Consider the following 17,327-nt stretch of genomic DNA (forward strand, 5'->3'; position numbering starts at 1 on the left):
CTCTCGACGGGAGGACCGCTCGTCAGCGCAGGCGCCGGCGGCGCAATCCGTACGCCAACGCGGTCCCGACGGCGAGTAGCAGACCCCCGACGAGCGCCGGTGAAACAGCGTCGGTTCCGGTGTCCGGCAGCGTCGGCCCGGTCGGCGACGGCTGGGCGGACGGCGTACGCGACGGGACCGGGGTCGGGTCGAAATCGGTGAACTGGCTGGTCGTGCCGTCGGTGATGGTGACGGCGTCGGCGTACCCGTCGGCCGGTCCGGCGACGCCGGAGCCGAGGCCCAGCTGCGCCTGGCCCCAAGCGCCCGCCGGATAGCGGGCGGCGAACTCGGCGAGCGTGCACTTGGCGGCCTGTCCGCAGAACCCGTCGCCGGTGTTGGTCTGCCAGACGATCGAGTCCGGCCCGAGCGTCCACTGTTGCCACGCGCCGGGCGTGATCGTCCCGTTGTGCCGCGGCTCGAAGCTCAAGGTGGTGAAGTTCGCCGGTGCCGGCGTCACGACCTGGAACCCGGCGAACCGCAGGGTCGGCGTGAAGCCGTCCGGGTCGCCGTCGGCGATGTAGGTCGAATAGGACGCGGAGAGCCCCGACCAGGGACGGGTGGCCAGTGCGCCGAGGTCGGTTCCGGCCAGGGCCCGATCCGAGGCTCCGTCGACGTGCAGTTTGAGGCTGCCGATGCCGGCGGGCGGCGTACCGGGGCCGGTGACGATCGTGACGGATCCGCCCGCCGTCGTGTCTGGAAGAACGCTCCAGTTGCCGCCGGGCAGGGTATGCACCGTGTCGGCGGCGGCCGCGGTCGCGACGGTCAGGGCTGCGAGGAGTCCGGCGAGCCCGCTGACGATGTGGCGAATGCGGCTAATTCTCAACACAACGGATGAACCTACGCCAATTGCGCGGTATTTCCGTGACGCAACGCTGGTCGCGCCCGTGCGGGCCCGCCAAATCCGCAGCTGGATCAGGGTTCTCGGTCGAATCAAGCGCCAAGATTCGACCGAGAACCCTGATCCGCGCTAACAGCCCAGCCAGGTATACAACTCAGCCGGAGTAGCCGGCGAAGATCTTGCTGAACTCGTATGGGGCCTGAGCGACGTTCGTGCATCGATAGAGCGCGCCGGTGCACGCGTTGCGGTCGCGGGTGGTCTCCCAGAAGGCCAGCAGGCCGAGGTGCTTGGACTGGGCGAAGGTCACCATCTGCCGGGAGTCCGCCTGGTCGTAGACGTGCCCGTCGTCGTTCTGGCCGAGCATCGGCGTCACGCCGACCATCTTCCAGACCTGGGCGTCGGTCTTGCCCGGGTAGAGCGTCTTGAGCTGGGCGAACGTCGAATTCGCCGCTTGAACCGCGAAGTCGCCGTAGTCCCCGGTCCGGTAGTAGTCCATCGCCATCACGTTGACCAGGTCGAGATTCACCCCGGCGTCACGCGTCGAGCGTACGACGTTGAGGCCGTCGGCGGTGAGGCCCTCGGGCAGGACCGGGAGCGTGAGCGAGATCTTCAGGCCTGGGTTGGCCTGCTGCAATCCGGCCAGCGCCTGCGAACGCCGGGCGACCGAGGTCGGGTCGGCGGTCGCGGATCCCTCGATGTCGAGGTCGATGTACTTCAAGTTGTACGCCGAGACGACCGCTTGGTACTCGGCCTGAGTCGCAGCCACGGTCGAGCACGCCTGGGCCAGTTCGATGCCGGTCGCGCCGCCGAAGGAGACCTTGACGTCGCCACCGGCCGCCCGGATCGCCTGGATCTGGTCGAGGTTCCAGGCCTGCCGCGGGTCGTACGCGTTGAACCACATCGCCTTGCACGCGGACGCCGTGATGAAGGCGAGCGTGAAGCTCTTCAGCGTGCTGCCGCTGGACAGGTCGGTCAGCAGGGGAGTGGGCCAGGCCCCGAGATCCACATAGGGCGCGACGGGCAGGCCGGGCGCGGTCGGGCAGCCGGAGGTGCTGACGCTCACCGGTGTGGAGACGGCCGATTCGCCGTCCGCGTTGTACGCCGAGACGCCGTAGCTGTGGCTGGAACAGGTCGCCAGGCCGCTGATGGTGGCGGTCGTGCCGGTGATCGTGCTGCGCAGGGTGGTGCCCTCGTAGACGCGGTACCCGGTCGCGCCGGTCGACGCGGCCCAGCTCAGCGAGACGGAGCTCGCCGTGGTGCCGGTGACGGCGAGCCCGGTCGGAGTGGCCGGACCGGTCGGGGTGCCGCCTCCGCCGCCGGGACCGTCGAGCGAGACGTCGTCGGCGTAGTAGGTGCCGGTGCCGTACCACCCGTGCAGGAAGACCTGGACGCTGGTCTGTGTGGCACTAGTCGTGAAGTTCACGGTCAGCTGCGTGTACGCCGTCGCCGAGGGCGTCCAGGTAGAGGCTCCGCCGACGATCCCGAGATAGACGTAGCTGCCGCGGACCCAGGCAGTCAGGGCGTACGCGGTGTTGGGTTGCACCGTGACGGTCTGGGTGCACTGCGCGTTGTCGGAGGCCGAGGCGGCTCCCGCGAGGGCACGGCTGCCACTGTGGACGGGCGTGGTGACGACCGAGCCGAGCCCCCCGGTACACGACCATGGGGACAACACGCCGGACTCGAAGCCCGGATTGGTGAGCAGGTTGGCCGCGTACGCCGGTTGTGCTTCGACGAACAGGGAACCGGCCAGCACCAGGGCGAGCGCGATGAATCGAAGCTTTCTCATGCGTGCATTATTAATAAACTTTCCTTACTGTGTCTATAGGTGTCGTTCCCGGGGCGGGCCGCCCCCGGTCACCTAGGCTCGATCGCGAAAGCCGACGGAGCGAGAAGTGCGAGGGGATGGCCGATGATTCGCCGGATCGGGCTGGTCGTGCACGGTGGACGGGAGCAGGCGGCGATCGCGGCCGCCGCCGTTCGCACGTGGGCCCGCGAGCACGGCATACCGTGCGTCGAAGTGGACGTGTGGAACGCCGCTCCCGGCGACGGGCGGCTGCACAGCGCCGAGGAGGCGGCCAGGGCTGGGAACCCGGACCTCATCGTCACCATCGGCGGGGACGGCACCTTCCTCCGGGGCGTACGCGTCGCGATGCACGCCGACGCCCTCGTGCTCGGGGTGAGCGTCGGCCGCGTCGGCTTCCTCACCGAGGTACGCCCACAAGACGTGGTAGCGGCGCTCGACGCCATCCTCGCCGGCGACGTCGAGGTGGAGGAGCGGCTGACGCTGACGATGAGAGCCTCCCGGCCACTGTCGATCCCGCCGGACATCAAGTCGTACCTGAAGTTCGGCCGGGGACCGATGTTGCCGCCGCCCGAACCCCGCCTCGGTACGCCGGAAGAGGTCGGCTGGGGCGTCGCGCTCGACATCACCGCGCTCAACGACGTCGTCTTCGAGAAGCTGGCCCGGGACCGGCTGGCCAGCCTCGCCGTCTACGTCAGCGGCCGCCATTTCGCGTCCTACTCGGCCGACGCCCTGGTCGTGGCGTCGCCGACCGGGTCGACGGCGTACAGCTTCGCGGCGGGCGGCCCGGTGGTGTCGCCCGGCATCGACGCGCTGATCTTCACCCCGGTCGCCCCACACATGGCGTTCAACCGCAGCATCCTGCTCGACGCCCGGCGGGAACGGGTCGCCGTCCTGGTGCTCGAACGCTCCGGCCGGGTGGCGGTCACTGTGGACGGTCAGCTGCGGGGCGTACTGGAGCCCGGCGACTGGGTCTCCGTCTACGCCGCGCCCCGGTCCGCCCGGCTGGCCCGGGTCGGCGACTTCGACTTCCTGAGCCGGGTTCGCGACCGGTTCGGGCTGGCCGACGCGGCGGCGGCGCTGGCCGACGGTGAGGCGCCCGCCGAATACCGCCCGGCCGAGCCCATCCCGCCCGATCTGCTCAACCCCGGCCCTTGGGGCTATCGCGCGGGCTAGCCGCGGTTGCGCGGGTGGTTGCGGGCGGTGCGCTCGTTGCCACGCCGATAGTTGCCGGTCCAGCGCGCCATCACTTCCTGCGGGTCGTCGTCGACCTCGGCCAGGAACTCTGCGGCCCGCCCGCCGCGCAACGTGGACGCCGCGCGTCCGCGGTGGGTGATCACCACGGTCCCGTCCGCGCGTACCAGGTAATCGAACCCCGAAGGTGCCGGCATGTCACTCGCTTTCGGTCCGTCCGGGGCCGACTATCCCCGTCTCGTACGCGAGGATGACCGCTTGGACGCGGTCGCGTAAACCGAGTTTGCCGAGAATCCGCGCGACGTGCGTCTTCACGGTCGCCTCCGACAGGTGCAGCTGCCCGGCGAGCTCGGCGTTGGTGTGCCCGTGCGCGATCAGGGTCAGCACTTCCTGCTCCCGAGGCGTCAGCGTGGCCAGGTCCCGATGTGCCGTGGCGGCGGGGGAGTCCCGGCGGGCGAACCGGTCGACGAGGCGGCGGGTGATGCTCGGGGCGAGCAGCGCGTCGCCGGCCCGGACGAGGCGTACCGACGCGACCAGTTGCTCCGGCGTGACGTCCTTGAGGAGGAAGCCGCTCGCTCCGGCCGAGAGCGCTGCATACACGTATTGGTCGAGGTCGAACGTCGTCAGGATCACTACGCGCGGCTGATCCGGGCTGTCGCCGGCCAGGATCCGTCGGGTCGCCTCCAGCCCGTCCATCTCCGGCATCCGGATGTCCATGAGCACGACGTCCGGCCGCGTACGCCGGACGGCCTGCACCGCTTCGACGCCGTTGACCGCCTCGGCCACCACGTCGATGCCGTCGCTGGCGAGGATCATCCGGAACCCCGCGCGTACCAAGGCTTGATCGTCGGCGATCACGACGCGAAGCGCGCTCACGGCGTACTCATCGGAATGACGGCGGTGACCCGCCACCCGTCGCCGGTGAGCAGCGGACCGGTCCGCAGGGTTCCGCCGTAGACCGCGAGCCGTTCGCGGAGGCCGAGCAAGCCGCGGCCCGAGCCGCCCTGGCCGGTGGCGCGACCGCCGGTGTCGGTGACCTCGATGCTGAGCTCCTCTTCTCCATAGTGGACGGAGACCGTTGCGGCTCCGCCCGAGGCGTGCTTGACCGCATTCGTCAACGCCTCCTGGACCACGCGGTACGCCGCCAGCGCCTCGCCGCTCGCGACCGCACGCGGCGTGCCCGTGACGGTGAGCGCGACCGGCATCCCCGTGTCCCGCACCCGCCCGACGAGCTTGTCGAGCTGGTCGAGACCAGGCTGCGGAGCGAGGTCCGGCGCTTCATCGGCGGCCGGTGCGAGCAGCCCCATGACGTGCCGCAACTCCGCCATCGCGGTACGTCCCGCGCCTTCCACCGCGAGCATCGCCTCCCGGGACTGTTCCGGCGAGAGGTCGAGGGTACGCCGGGCGGCCCCGGCCTGGATGACCATGACGCTCACGTTGTGGGTGACGACGTCGTGCAGCTCGCGGGCGATCCGGGAGCGTTCGGACTCGACGGCGCGGCGCAGCGCGGTGGCCCGTTCCTCGTCCGCGGCGGCGAGTCTGCGCGCGTTCTCGGCGTTCTGGGCGCGCCAGAGCCGCAGCGCGAGACCGGCGAGCACCAACATCGCCAGCACGACGATCCCGACGTACTGGTCCGGAATGGACGGCATGCCGGCGCTGGTGGAGCGCCAGGTCAGCAGGGCGAGCACGCCGATGGTGATCAGCGTCGGCAGGCGATATCGGCTGTACGCGGCCGCCGCGTACGCCGCGATCACGCAGCCGTAGTAGCAGACGCGCGGGATGGAGTCGATGACCGGGATCGTCAGTAAGCCGATCGCCCACAAGATCGTGAGCGGGAAGCGGCGGCGCTGGCTGATCAGTACGCAGGCGAGCAAGGTCACGAAGATCAAGACGCCGAGGTTGGGGCCGTCCTGGTGCACGAACACCGGACCGTCCGGACCCGGCAGCGGGACGATCGTGTCGTCGCCGGCCTTGTCGAAGACGTAGTCGAGCCCGCCGAACGCGCAGACCAGCGCGAGCGCGATGTCGAAGAGCTGATTGCGCAGGGTCATCCGCCACGCCGGCCCGCTCGGGCGCAGCGCGGCCTTGATCCGCTCGGTCAGCTCTTCCTCGGTCTCCGCCACGCGGCCATTATCCGTGCTGGTCGCGACGTTGCCATCAGCCCGGGGACTACGCCGGGAGGATGACCCCCGCCCAACGGCGTACGCGATATCGCTCCACGCGCGGACGCGGGCGAGCCTGCCCGGTTCCTACCGTGACGTCACTTGATCTCGATATGAGGGAGCACACCCATGGCTGTGATCGAACTGAGCGGCGTGAGCCGCCGGTACGACCAGGGACCGCCCGCGCTCGACGACGTCACGATCAGCGTGGAGGCCGGCGAGGCGCTCGCCATCCTCGGCCCGTCCGGCAGCGGCAAGTCGACCATGCTCAACCTGATCGCCGGGCTGGACCGGCCTGACGCGGGCACGGTGACCGTCGCCGGCGTACGCCTGGACAAACTGGGCGAAGCGGCCACGGCTCGGTATCGCCGGGCCCACGTCGGGATGATCTTCCAGTTCTTCAACCTCCTCGACGACCTGACCGTCGCCGACAACGTCGTGCTGCCCGCTCAGCTGGCCGGGATGGGCCGCGCCGACGCTCGCAAACGGGCGGCCTCACTCTTGGAGGCGCTCGGCATCGCCCGCCACTCCGGGGCGTACCCGGGACGGCTGTCGGGTGGCCAACGGCAGCGGGTGGCGGTCGCGCGGGCGCTGATGAACAAGCCGACGCTGCTCCTGGCGGACGAACCGACCGGCGCGCTCGACAGCGCCTCCGGCGAGGACGTCCGCAAACTGCTCATCGAGCTGAACGGGGAAGGCCAGACGCTGGTGCTCGTCACCCACGACGAGAAGCTGGCCGCGGCCTGCGCCACGCGTACGGTGCGGCTGGTCGACGGCCGGATCGCCACCGACACCGGCCCCGGCATCCGGCCCCTCGGCCCTCATCTCGCGGCCAGCGGCGTGCCGCACGGCGCTGACGGCCGGACGGAGACTGCGCGGTTCGACGCTGACGGCCGCCGGGGGGTCACGCTGTGAGTAGCTTGAGCAAGGTCGTACGCTCCGGCGTCGGTCGCCGGCGGGTGCAGACCGTCGTCATCGGACTCGCCACCTTCATGGCGGTCGCGGCGGCGGTCCTGGCGGGATCGCTGCTCGTCGCCTCGACCGCGCCGTTCGACCGGGGGTTCACCGACCAGCACGGCGCGCATCTGAGCGCCCTGTTCGACGGAACCACGGTGACCGAGTCTCAGGCGGCCGCGACCGCCGCGGCGTCCGGCGTCGCCGAGAGCTCCGGACCGTTCCAGGTCGTGACCCAGACGCCGAACCTCGGTGAGGGTGGCGGTGGCGACGGTGCTTTCGAGTTGCAGCCGCTGACCATCGCCGGGCGCGCCCAGCCGACATCGGGCATCGACAAGGTCTCGCTTAGCGACGGCCACTGGCCCACCTCCGACACGGAGATCGTGCTGACCGAGCAGATCCCGCTCGACTCGAAGCTGATCTTCAAGGCGCTGCCCGGCCGCCCGACGCTCACCGTCGTCGGGCACGCCCGATCGGTCAGCCGTACCGCCGACGCCTGGGTGCTGCCGGGTGCGATCGCCTCGCTGACCTCGGCCGGGACGAAGCCGGGCTACCAGATGCTCTACCGGTTCACCGCTTCGGCCACGGTGTCCGATATGGACACTGCCAAGGCTGCCGTCGTGGCGGCCGCGCCGAGCGGATCGATGCTGGGCAGTCAGTCGTGGCTCACCGTCAAGGAGGCCGCCGACCGCACCGCCGCGCTCTTCGTGCCGTTCCTCATCGCGTTCGGGCTGCTGGGACTGGTCATGGCGATGCTGAGCGTCGGCGGCGTGGTCGCCGGGGCGGTCAGCGCCGCCACCTTCCGGATCGGGGTGCTCAAGGCCATCGGGTTCACCCCGTCGCAGGTCGTCCGGGCGTACCTGTTGCAGGCGCTCATTCCGGCCACGGTCGGCATCGTGCTGGGCGTCGTCGGCGGCAACCTGCTCACGATTCCGGTCCTCGCTCAGACCGACGTGGTCTACGAGACCGCCCCGTCGGTGGTGCAGCCCTGGGTGGACGCCCTCGTGGTGGTCGCGGCGCTGGGCGTCGTGTCGCTGACCGCGCTGGTCGCCGCGGCCCGGGCGGGACGGCTGCGTACGGTGGACGCGCTCGCGGTCGGTCGCGCTCCGGCGGCGGGGCGGGGCCGGTTCGCCGCGTCGCTGTCCGCCCGGCTCCCGCTGCCGCGTCCGGTCACCCTCGGGCTGGCGCAGCCGTTCGCCCGGCCGGCCCGGATGACGGCGATGCTGGCCACGGTCGTCTTCGGCGCCGCGTCGGTCGCCCTCGCCATCGGGCTGACCTCGTCGCTCAACTTGATCGAGACCGCGCGGTCGCACGACAAGGCCCAGATCATGGTGAGCCCGATGAAGATGGGCCCGCCCGAGGGTGGCGAAGCGATGGGCCCGCCGGTGAACCAGCAAGGTCCGCCGCCCGGTCCATTCGACGAGGGCGGTCCCGATCCGGCCGCGGTGACGTCGGCGATCGCCACGGTGACCGGCACCAAGGCGAGCTACGGCGTGCTGAGCGCGCCCGCCACCGTGGCGGGGGTCGCGGCCGAGGTGGACGTGCTCGCGTACCGGGGCGATCCGCGGTGGGCAGGCTTCGAGATGACCGAAGGACGCTGGTACGCCACAGCGGGCGAGGCGATCCTGCCCACACCGATGCTGAAGGCGACCGGGGCGAAGATCGGTGACACGATCACGCTGACGGTGAACGGGCACAACATCTCCGTACGCGTCGTCGGGGAGGTCTTCTCGACGCAGAACGAAGGAATGGAGGTCTTCACCGATCTCACCACCCTGACGGCGGTCATACCGAAGGTGACTCCCACGGAGTACTACGTCGGCCTGACCGACGGCACCGACGCGACGGCGTACGCCAACGCGCTGGAAACCGCGCTGACGCCGTTCAGCCTGCACGCCAACGTCAACCCCGGCGGGCACAGCGACACCCTGGTCGCCATCAGCACGCTGACCGGCCTGCTCACGCTGATTCTCGTCGCGGTGGCGGCGCTCGGCGTACTCAACGCGGTGGTGCTGCAGACCCGGGAACGCGTACGCGAACTCGGGGTGCACAAGGCGATCGGGATGACCCCGAAGCAGTCCGTCACGGTGGTGCTCGCCTCGGTATTCCTCATCGGACTCGTCGGCGGCATCGCCGGAGTGCCGGCCGGAATGGCGTTGCACGGCGTGATGGTCCCCGCGATGGGCAACAGCGCGGGCGTACGCCTTCCCGCAGCGCTCCTCGACGTCTATCACCCCTGGGTGATGGCGTTGCTCGCCTTGGGCGGCCTGGTCATCGCCATCCTTGGCGCACTCATGCCGGCGGGGTGGGCGGCGCGGATCCGGACCGCTACCGCGTTGCGCACCGAGTAGGAGCCTGGGTGCTGGATCAGGGTTCCGGGTCGGATCATGCAGAGTGATTCGACCCGGAACCCTGATCCAGCGGGAAACGGGAAGGAGGTCAGACCCGCCGCATGACGGAGACGACCTTGCCGAGGATGACCGCCTCGTCCCCGTCGATCACCTCGTACGCCGGATTCCGGGGTTCCAGCAGGACGTGCCCGCCCCGTTTGCGATAGACCTTCACGGTCGCCTCACCGTCGATCATCGCGGCGACGATGTCTCCGCTGTACGCGTCCGGCTGTTGGCGTACCACCACTATGTCGCCGTCGCAGATCGCCGCGTCGATCATGGACTCGCCGCGGACCCGGAGGCAGAACAGCGTGCCCCGGCCCACCAGCTCGCGGGGGAGCGCGAGCACCTCCTCCGGATGCTCCTCGGCCAGGATGGGACCGCCCGCCGCGATCGCGCCGAGCAGCGGCACCATCGCGGGCGGCGACGCGTCAGCCGCGTCCGACGCGGTGGGCTGCAGGAACATGCGGACGTCGACCGGCCGGGTGGCCGCCCGGCCCCGGCGCAGATAGCCACGATCCTCGAGGTCGCGCAGGTGCTTGGCGACCGTGGAAGTCGAGCTGAGCCCGACGCGATCGGCGATCTCGCGCGCGGTGGGCGGGTAGCCGTGCCGGACCACCCAGTCCCGGATCACGCCGAGGATGCCGCGCTGCCGCGGGGTCAGGATCGAGGTGTCGATGTCTTCCGCCAGAACCACCCAGTGATCATGACGTATCCGCCCGTCGCGGCGCGCGGGGACGCGCCGGATGACCCGCCGGTGCCTCCAGGCCCGACTCGGGGCGCGGCGATCACTTCCGGCCGACCTGCGGCGTGGCCGTCACGTCCGGCCGACTCGGGGGCGTGGCAGGATCGGCGGGCGCTGGATGGTCTCGCGGGCCTCGTTCTCCGACATCGGGTCGCCCAGCGCGGCGAACAACGCCGCCGCCCGGATCAGCTCGGTACGCGCGGGGCCGGCGTCGCCGAACCGGTAGAGCAGCTCGCCCCGGACCTGGTGGACCCGGGCCAGCAGCCCTCGGTGGATCTTGTCGTCCTCCCGGTTGAGCGACTCGGTGTCGCTGCGCAGCCGATCCACGAGTTGCTCGGCGACCCCGAGCAGGCCGGCCGCCCCGAACGCGCGGGCGAGCAGGCACCGCGCCCGGTGCTCGCCGCCCGGATAGCGCATCTGGCGATACCAGCGCAGGGCACTGGAGGCCCACTCGATCGCCAGGTCGATCTCCCGCCGGGCGGTCGCGTCGTCGCCCTTGCCTGCGGAGTGCCGGGCGTGGTGGAGGTGCAGCTCGGCGGTGCGTACGGCGACGAAGGCGGTCCGGGCGACGCTGTCCGCGCCCAGCTGAGCAGCCGCCTCCAGATGCGACAGCGCAGTCTTCCATTCGCGGCCGCGCCCGGCGGAGTCGGCGTACGCGAGCCGGGCGTAGAACCGGCCGCCCGTGTCCAGTGTGCCGTCGAGCAGCCGATCGTGCACCCAGTAGGGACACTCGACGTGATGGTTGAAGGCGATCATGATCTCGGCGAGGTAGACCAACCCGTCGAGGCCGGCCGCGGTCGCCAGCCGCAGGCAGCGCTCGAGCTTCTCCCCGGCCAAGTCGTGCGACCCCGCCTGGATCAGCGTCTCGCTGAGAGCGAGCTGCATCTCGACGCGTACTCGGGGGTCGTCGGTCTGCGGGTCCGAGTCGAGCGCGTTGTCGAACTCCGCGTCGGCGTCGTCGTAGCGCCCGACGGCGGCATAGAACCGGCCCATCGCGGTATGCGCGGCCGACCGAGCCCGGGCCGCCCGGGTGACGCCCGCCGCGACGACGGCGCTGCGGTACGCGTCCATGGTGGACTCGTAGTCGAGCCCGGGCGGCGTCGCCCCGCCGAGGAGCTCAGCGAGCCGCCAGCACAGCGTGCGACGGTGACTCAGGTACGCCACCTGCACCTGATGCAGCAGGTTGTCGTACTCGGCGGCGACCCAGCCGGGGACGTCCTCGGCGATACGCCGGGCGAGTTGCTCGTCCGCCACGACACCGGCCGGTCCGGCGACCGGTTCGGCGGGTGTCACCAAGGTCAGCACCGCAGCGATGAGCGCCTGGTACGCCCGATCGGCGTCGGCGACCGCGGCCTCCCGGCGAGCGGCCGGGAGATCGTTGGCGTTGTGCTGGGCGAACAGCCAGATCAGCGGGTGCATCGTGTACCGGGCGACGTGGGGGCGGGCGTTGCCGGGCGGCACCTCCAGCATCTGTGCGGCGACCAGGCGGTCGGCCAACGCCTCCGCCTCGCCCGCGCGTACGCCGAGCAGCGGCATCAGGATCCAGGGGGAGAACGACTTCGACGGCAGCAACGCCAAGTACATCAGGGCCTGTTGCTCGGCCGGGAGCAGCCGGTCGAACTCGGTCTGCAGGATCGCCCGCACGGGACGGCCGGGCTGCTCCAGCCGCGACAGCCGGGTCGCCGGCTCGCGGAGATAGGTCGACACCGCGCAGATGTCGGTGTCCTCGGCGGCGATGCGCTCGGCGGCCGACCGGATCGCGACCGGAAGGCGGCCGCACTGGTCGACGATCTCCGCCGCGCACTCCGGCCGATCGAGATCGTCGGTATGCGACATGACCCGGAAGATCTCCAGCGCTTCCGGCGCGGTCGGGACGTCGACCAGCATGGACGGCGTCGCCTGCATCTCCGGGTCGGTGGTGAGATCGCGGCGGCTCGTCACGATCACCGCGTTCGCCGGGTCGGTCGGCAGGATCATCTTGACCTGGTCGGCGGTGCGGGCGGCGTCGAAGACGAACAACAGCCGCTTGTGCGCCGCGTGCGAGCGGAACGCCATCGTCCGGCCGCGCGGATCGGCCGGAATGTGCTGCTCCGACCAGCCGAGCTGCAACAACATGTCGCGCAGCACGTCGCCCGGCGGCCGGGCGGTCCCGGCGGTGCCGAGGTCGACCGCGATGACGCCGTCCGGATAGCGGGGGGCCAACCGGGCGGCCAGCTCGCGGGCGATCGCGCTCTTGCCGACGCCGGGCTGACCGTGCAGGTAGATGGTCACGCACCCGATCGCCGGCGGTTCTGCGCCCGGCGTACGCAGAGCGCGCTGGCGGTCGTGCGACTCGACGAGCCGCCGCAACTCCGCCTCGCGACCGGTGAACAGCTCGGTGCCGGGGCTGACTCCGTGGGCGTTGCGCCGGCGTCGCCCGGCCCGGCGTTGGCCGCCGACGCTGGTGGGCCAGTCGCCGCTCTCGTCCCGCCGCTCGGCCGTCGCCGTCGAACCCGTGTCCGTCAGCAGCAGGGCCACGCCGCTGAGCACGCCGACGACCATCAGCACGAGAATCCGGAGACCCGCCGAGATGTCCTCGTAGACCAGGCCCAGAACCGTGCTGATGACGCTCGCGATCACAGCGAGCGGAACGCGCCACGGCCGCAGCTTGCGGCGTACCCGGCGAAGTGTGCGCCGCCAGCCGGGCAGGGGACGGCCATAGGCTCCGGCGGTCATGCGAGCACCATCCTGCGGCCGGTGCTCGCAGGCGGACTGGGCCAGCTGATGACCGTCCCCGGGCCGGTCATGCGAGCGCCTTCGGGGTGTCGGGCAGGACCGTTCCGCTCCGGCGTACCAGCCAGGGCGGGCGGCTGCCCTCCAACTCGCGCAGGGCCGACTGCGTACGGGCGGCCGCAGCCTGATCCTTGAGCCGCTCGAACACGGTCAGCGCAGCCTCCATCATGGACAGTGCGTCCTCCGACCGGCCGTCCTCGGTGGCGTACGCCCGGCCCAGCCAGTACGCGGTGTCGGCCTCGATCCAGCGGTCACCGCAGCGCTCGAACGTCTGCAGCGCCTCCTCCAGGATCGGCACAGCGCGATCGAACGCTCCCTCCAGGAAATACGCGCGGCCCGTCAACTCCCGGCAATGTCCGCTGCCGTACCGGTGGATCAGCGCGGTGAAGCCCTTCAAGGCGCTCGCGGCCAGCCCGCGAGCCGCGTCGAACTCCCGCCGCGCGAGCGCGACCTCGGCCCGCTGATAGCGGATCCACGGCCGCCAGAGACCCTGCTCCAGCTCCTCGTTCCCGCTGAGCGCGTCGGCCTGCCCGAGCACCGCCTCGGCCTCCGCGAGGTGCCCGCCAGCGGTCAACGCCATGCCGTACGCCCACAGCGCGCCGGGTCGCCGCCGAGCTTCACGGGGAGTCTCGTCACAGAGCCGGACGGCGAGCTCGCCCGCGTCGAGGGCGGCGGCCGTCTTGCCGTCGAGGGCGTACGCGACGGTCAGCTCCCGGAGGATGCGAATGCGCTCGGGGTAATCGTGCGGGAACTGCGTCTCGGCGATCTGGCGGGCCAGCAGCAGCTTCTCGATCGCCGCAGTCGTCTGCCGCAGCCGCCATCGCACGCGGCCCTGAATCCGCAGCGACCGCATCCGGGTGGAGGCGAGGGTGCTGCGCTCGGCGGCCACCGCGTACGCGAGGGCGTCGTCGATCCAGCCGAGCTCGGCGAACACCTCGGCCAGGGCGACCTCGGCTAGCCGCTCGTCGGCCGTCGCGGTGTCGAGATCGGCGGCCCCGCGTTCGGCCGCCTTGCGGCGTTCCTGCGCCAGCTGGAGGTTCTCCCGAGCAGCGGCCAGCGCCTCGTCGAGGTGACCGATGTCGAGCAGGTGATAGACGGTGAGCCGGGCGGCCCGCTCGGGCGACCGCTGAAGCCGGGCTCGATAGGTCTCGCTGTACGCCGCGATCGCCCGGGCGACCGCCGCACTGTCTACTTCGGACGGCAACAGGTGCCGGGCGTACGCCTTGACGTAGCCGGGCACGCGGTAGACGGTGACACCGGAGCGCTCGTCCACCCGCACCTCCGCGAAGCGTACGCGAGTCAGCCGGTCGAGGATGCGGGCCGCGGTGACCTCGTCGACCTCGCCCTCGTCCGGGTACGCACCACCGGCGAGCGCGGCCAGCATCCACGGCGCGGCCCGCCGAGTGTCCAACAAGGACAGCAGCGCGAGACAACGGCGTTCCTGATCGGTCAGCAGCGCGCAAGCGAGGTTGAGCACCCCGAGGAAGGCCGGTCCAGTGCCCGCTTCCGGTGTCGGCACAGCGTCGTCGAGGAGCGCTTCTGCCTCACCGAAGGCGACGTCGAGGTCCCAGCTTCGGCGCGTACGCAGCACCGCACCCGCCATCTGCAACGCGGCCGGGTAGCCGTCCGCGGCGGCCACGATCCGATCGGCGTGCCGCGGTTCCACTCCGTCAGCCGCGTCCCCGCCGAGCACGTGCAGGAGCCGCCCGGCCGCCTCGTCGGACAACGGCCGCACCGTTTCGGCGTACGCGTCGTCCAGGTCGCGCACCGCCGCCCGGGAGGTCACGATGGCCGCACAACGGCGACCGGCCGGCAGGAAACGGCGTACGTCCACTGAATCCGCGACGTTGTCGAGCACGACGAGCAGTTGGCGATGCGCGGTATGGCGCCGATACCAGCGGTCGAACTCGCCCTCGGCCGGCGCTTCGGCGGCGGCCTCGGACAACGCGCGGGCCAGGTACATCCGCGCGTAGTCGTCGCCGTCGGGACGCTGGGTGTCGAACCGGACCAGGATCTGGCCGTCGGCGAAGTGGGGCGCGACGAGATGGGCCACCGTCACGGCGAGAGCCGTCTTGCCCACGCCTTCGTCGCCGGTGAGCACGACGATCGGCGGCTCGCCGGTCGGGCGGTCCGGGCGGAGCAGCGCGCAGATCCGGGCGAGCTCGGCCTCCCGGCCCACGAGCAGGCCGGGCGGCGGCGGCAGATCGGCCGGGACCAGGTACGCCGGACGCCGCCGCCAGGCGAGCCGGAACCGCCCGGTGGTCCGGCGGTTGAGCAGTCCCTGCGTGATCAGTCCGATGAGGATGCCGAACAGCAGGACGAGCAGCGTCTCCATGGCGGCCGTCGGCGAGGCGAACAGGCCGATCGGCACCACGGAGGACAGCAGGATCGCGATGACGACCAAGCCACCGGTACGCGAACGAGCCCTCATGATCGACCTCCCGGGGCTGATTCTGCCAAGCGCCGTCCATTGTGGGTGCCCCCGGCGGGAGATCGATCAGAGAAGCTCGCGTACCTCCGCAGCCAGCGCCACGGACGCCTCGATCTCGACCTTGCGGATCGACACACTCTCCACGTTGAATCCGTACGGCATGCCGAGCCGGCGGCAGTAGTCGCTGAGTTCCCGGGCGGCGGCCAGGCAGTGCCGATAGGACTCGGCGAGCGGATCGGCCGTGTGCCGCAGGGAGTTCTCCAGCCAACGCGGTATGCCGACGCCGAGCCAGTTCAGGAAGGCCAGCGTCTTCAGCGACCCGCACACCGACAACGTGAACAACAGCGGCCGGGGTGCGATCCCTTGCTCGGCGCAGGCGTAGAAGTAGTCGGAGACCATGCTCTTGGTCGAGTCGACGTCGTAGACGACCTGCGAGATGAAGAAGGTGCAGCCGTCGGCCTGCTTGGCGAGCATCCGCCGGTGTTCGTCCCGGCCGCCGACGTAGCGCTCGGTGATGGCGACCCCGCCGAGCAGCAGGTCCGGCCGCAGTTCCCGGCGCAGCTTCTGAGCCTGCGACAACCCCGTACGCACGGCTTTCCGGCTGGAAGAGGCGCCGACGAAGACGCTCAGTACGCGCTGCGGATCTGCTGCAGTGAGCCAGCTCCGCAAATCCTCCTCGGCGTACTTCCCGACGCACCGGTAGATCACCACCGGCCGGTCCCAGCCCGTCAGGTGCTCAGCGTGGAACGCGCCCGGATCCATCGTCGGCAGATACGGAAACGGCCGCTCGGCCGGATTGCGATCGCTCTCGTCGTCGATGTCGTAGAGGACCAGCCCGTCGACGTCGAGCGCCGACAGCCGGGCGGTCGTCACCGCGGCGATCTCGCGGATCTGCTCCGGTGTCGCGCTGCTCCGCGGCGGCGTGATGCCGAACAGCAGGGCTCCCGAGTGGCCACCCGCCAAGAGCTCCGGCAACGGCGGGCGGGCAAGATCGCGCGACATCCGCCGACCCTATCGTGCTCGCGCCGGCCCTCGTTGATCATGAACCTAAGGTCCCGCCAGTGCGGCGTGTCGTCCACCTATCGTCGTGATCAACCACGCAGACGATGCTGTGTTGATCACGACCAAATCGGCGGCGACACGCCGTCATCCGGGACCTTAGGTTCATGATCAACGCTAAGACATGCGCTGTTCGAGGCGGTCGAGACGTTCCGTGATCGGGATGAGCTGTTCGCGTACCGCCGAGGTCAAAGCGGTGACCACGTCGGCCATGGGCTGAGCCGCGGTCTCGTTGCGGGCGGCCCAGCCGGCGAGCACGGCCGTGACGGCGCGACGAGTCAGCCGCAGGTCGGCGCCCGCGCTGCGCAGCTGGTGACCGGCGGACCCGGCCGGTTCGGCGATCAGGCCGAGCAGCAGGTGCTCGGAACCCACATAGTTGTGCCCGAGGCTCATCGCTTCGGTGACCGCCAGGCGCAGCGCCTCCTTGAGCGAGTCCTCATACCGCTGACCCGACGACTCGGTGGGTTGGGCGTGCCGGGCGGCGAGCGCGGCGGTGAGATCCTCGGGCTCGATCTCCATCGATCGCAGTATGCGTACCGCCAAGTTCTCCTTCTCGTCCACGATGGCGGCGAGCAGATCCGCAGTAGACGCCGGGCGATTGTCGGCCCGCGCATCCTCCACGGCGAGCGAGACGATCGACTGCGCTCGCTTGGTGAACCGGCTGAACTGCACGTTGGCCTCCAGGCTGACCTCGTCGTGCAGCGACTCGTGCATGGCGGTGACCCGGCGGACCGCCTGCTCCAAGGCTCGCTGGCAGATCGCGGAGACCGGGAGGTTGGTCTGCTTGACTGCGTCGGCCAGCTCGTCGGAGAGGTAGACGTTGATCTTCGGCATCACGACCGCTCCTAGGGGGTTATGGTGGGGTTATAACCCCACTGTACCCCCACATGGCTGTCTCGGGAAGTGCGTGTTCTCCTCACGGGCGCGGGCGCTCGCGCTGGC

13 protein-coding genes and 1 pseudogene are annotated in these 17,327 nt (G+C 70.8%); 3 read left to right on the forward strand and 11 right to left on the reverse strand.

The window, feature by feature from the left end:
• Positions 1-22: 22 nt before the first annotated feature.
• Together HOV77_RS03515 and HOV77_RS03520 are read right to left on the reverse strand one after the other, a co-directional pair.
• Positions 23-865 carry an LPXTG cell wall anchor domain-containing protein gene (locus HOV77_RS03515; RefSeq protein ID WP_290857449.1) on the reverse strand — a complete coding sequence of 281 codons (843 nt, stop codon included), beginning with the start codon at positions 863-865 and terminating at the stop codon, positions 23-25.
• 166 nt (positions 866-1,031) lie between these two features.
• Positions 1,032-2,663, reverse strand: a complete 1,632-nt coding sequence (locus tag HOV77_RS03520; RefSeq protein WP_290857450.1) for a carbohydrate binding domain-containing protein — start codon at positions 2,661-2,663, stop codon at positions 1,032-1,034.
• Positions 2,664-2,786: 123 nt separating this feature from the next.
• Between HOV77_RS03520 and HOV77_RS03525 the strand changes: the two genes are divergently transcribed.
• On the forward strand, positions 2,787-3,854 hold the full coding sequence (locus tag HOV77_RS03525) for an NAD(+)/NADH kinase (RefSeq protein WP_290857451.1): 1,068 nt from the start codon (positions 2,787-2,789) through the stop codon (positions 3,852-3,854).
• Here HOV77_RS03525 and HOV77_RS03530 read toward each other — a convergent pair.
• Genes HOV77_RS03530 through HOV77_RS03540 form a run of 3 tightly spaced genes read right to left on the reverse strand, consistent with a single transcriptional unit; the run spans position 3,851 to position 5,995 of the window.
• Positions 3,851-4,069: a hypothetical protein gene (locus HOV77_RS03530; protein ID WP_290857452.1), complete on the reverse strand. Its 219-nt coding sequence runs from the start codon at positions 4,067-4,069 to the stop codon at positions 3,851-3,853. The two genes, HOV77_RS03525 and HOV77_RS03530, sit on opposite strands and share 4 nt — an antisense overlap.
• Before the next feature lies 1 nt (position 4,070).
• The gene (locus tag HOV77_RS03535) at positions 4,071-4,748 is read right to left on the reverse strand and encodes a response regulator transcription factor (RefSeq protein WP_290857454.1); all 678 of its coding nucleotides are present in this window, start codon (positions 4,746-4,748) and stop codon (positions 4,071-4,073) included.
• Positions 4,745-5,995, reverse strand: coding sequence for a histidine kinase (locus HOV77_RS03540; protein WP_290857456.1), 1,251 nt, complete (start codon positions 5,993-5,995; stop codon positions 4,745-4,747). Before HOV77_RS03540 ends, HOV77_RS03535 begins: the two co-directional genes overlap by 4 nt.
• 168 nt (positions 5,996-6,163) lie before the next feature.
• On the opposite strand from HOV77_RS03540, the gene HOV77_RS03545 reads away from it, so the two are divergent.
• Positions 6,164-6,949: an ABC transporter ATP-binding protein gene (locus HOV77_RS03545; RefSeq protein WP_290857458.1), complete on the forward strand. Its 786-nt coding sequence runs from the start codon at positions 6,164-6,166 to the stop codon at positions 6,947-6,949.
• Complete coding sequence (locus tag HOV77_RS03550) at positions 6,946-9,339, forward strand: FtsX-like permease family protein (protein WP_290857461.1); 2,394 nt, start codon at positions 6,946-6,948, stop codon at positions 9,337-9,339. Before HOV77_RS03545 ends, HOV77_RS03550 begins: the two co-directional genes overlap by 4 nt.
• An 88-nt stretch (positions 9,340-9,427) precedes the next feature.
• On the opposite strand, the gene lexA is transcribed toward HOV77_RS03550, so the two are convergent.
• From lexA to HOV77_RS03575, 6 genes and pseudogenes are all read right to left on the reverse strand, one after another.
• The gene (gene lexA / locus HOV77_RS03555) at positions 9,428-10,075 is read right to left on the reverse strand and encodes a transcriptional repressor LexA (protein WP_290857464.1); all 648 of its coding nucleotides are present in this window, start codon (positions 10,073-10,075) and stop codon (positions 9,428-9,430) included.
• A 120-nt stretch (positions 10,076-10,195) separates the two neighbouring features.
• Positions 10,196-12,838: an NB-ARC domain-containing protein gene (locus tag HOV77_RS03560; RefSeq protein ID WP_290857466.1), complete on the reverse strand. Its 2,643-nt coding sequence runs from the start codon at positions 12,836-12,838 to the stop codon at positions 10,196-10,198.
• 67 nt (positions 12,839-12,905) lie between these two features.
• Complete coding sequence (locus HOV77_RS03565) at positions 12,906-15,326, reverse strand: AAA family ATPase (protein WP_290857469.1); 2,421 nt, start codon at positions 15,324-15,326, stop codon at positions 12,906-12,908.
• A 66-nt stretch (positions 15,327-15,392) separates the two neighbouring features.
• Positions 15,393-16,328: a 5,10-methylenetetrahydrofolate reductase gene (locus HOV77_RS03570; RefSeq protein ID WP_290857471.1), complete on the reverse strand. Its 936-nt coding sequence runs from the start codon at positions 16,326-16,328 to the stop codon at positions 15,393-15,395.
• Positions 16,329-16,444: 116 nt separating this feature from the next.
• Positions 16,445-16,507: pseudogene (locus HOV77_RS34740) on the reverse strand (hypothetical protein); the annotation flags it as partial.
• Positions 16,503-17,219 (reverse strand): Clp protease N-terminal domain-containing protein, encoded by a 717-nt coding sequence (locus HOV77_RS03575; RefSeq protein ID WP_290857485.1) that lies wholly within the window; start codon positions 17,217-17,219, stop codon positions 16,503-16,505. The pseudogene HOV77_RS34740 and the gene HOV77_RS03575, both read right to left, overlap by 5 nt.
• Positions 17,220-17,327 lie beyond the last annotated feature (108 nt).

The organism is Hamadaea sp. (genome assembly GCF_013362815.1).
Taxonomy (GTDB): domain Bacteria; phylum Actinomycetota; class Actinomycetes; order Mycobacteriales; family Micromonosporaceae; genus Hamadaea.

Coding starts and splice junctions, on each gene's coding strand:
- HOV77_RS03520 (WP_290857450.1), bottom strand. CDS start 2,663: ATGAGAAAGCTTCGATTCATCGCGCTCGCCCTGGTGCTGGCCGGTTCC.
- HOV77_RS03525 (WP_290857451.1), top strand. CDS start 2,787: ATGATTCGCCGGATCGGGCTGGTCGTGCACGGTGGACGGGAGCAGGCG.
- HOV77_RS03530 (WP_290857452.1), bottom strand. CDS start 4,069: ATGCCGGCACCTTCGGGGTTCGATTACCTGGTACGCGCGGACGGGACC.
- HOV77_RS03545 (WP_290857458.1), top strand. CDS start 6,164: ATGGCTGTGATCGAACTGAGCGGCGTGAGCCGCCGGTACGACCAGGGA.
- HOV77_RS03560 (WP_290857466.1), bottom strand. CDS start 12,838: ATGACCGCCGGAGCCTATGGCCGTCCCCTGCCCGGCTGGCGGCGCACA.
- HOV77_RS03565 (WP_290857469.1), bottom strand. CDS start 15,326: ATGAGGGCTCGTTCGCGTACCGGTGGCTTGGTCGTCATCGCGATCCTG.
- HOV77_RS03570 (WP_290857471.1), bottom strand. CDS start 16,328: ATGTCGCGCGATCTTGCCCGCCCGCCGTTGCCGGAGCTCTTGGCGGGT.
- HOV77_RS03575 (WP_290857485.1), bottom strand. CDS start 17,219: ATGCCGAAGATCAACGTCTACCTCTCCGACGAGCTGGCCGACGCAGTC.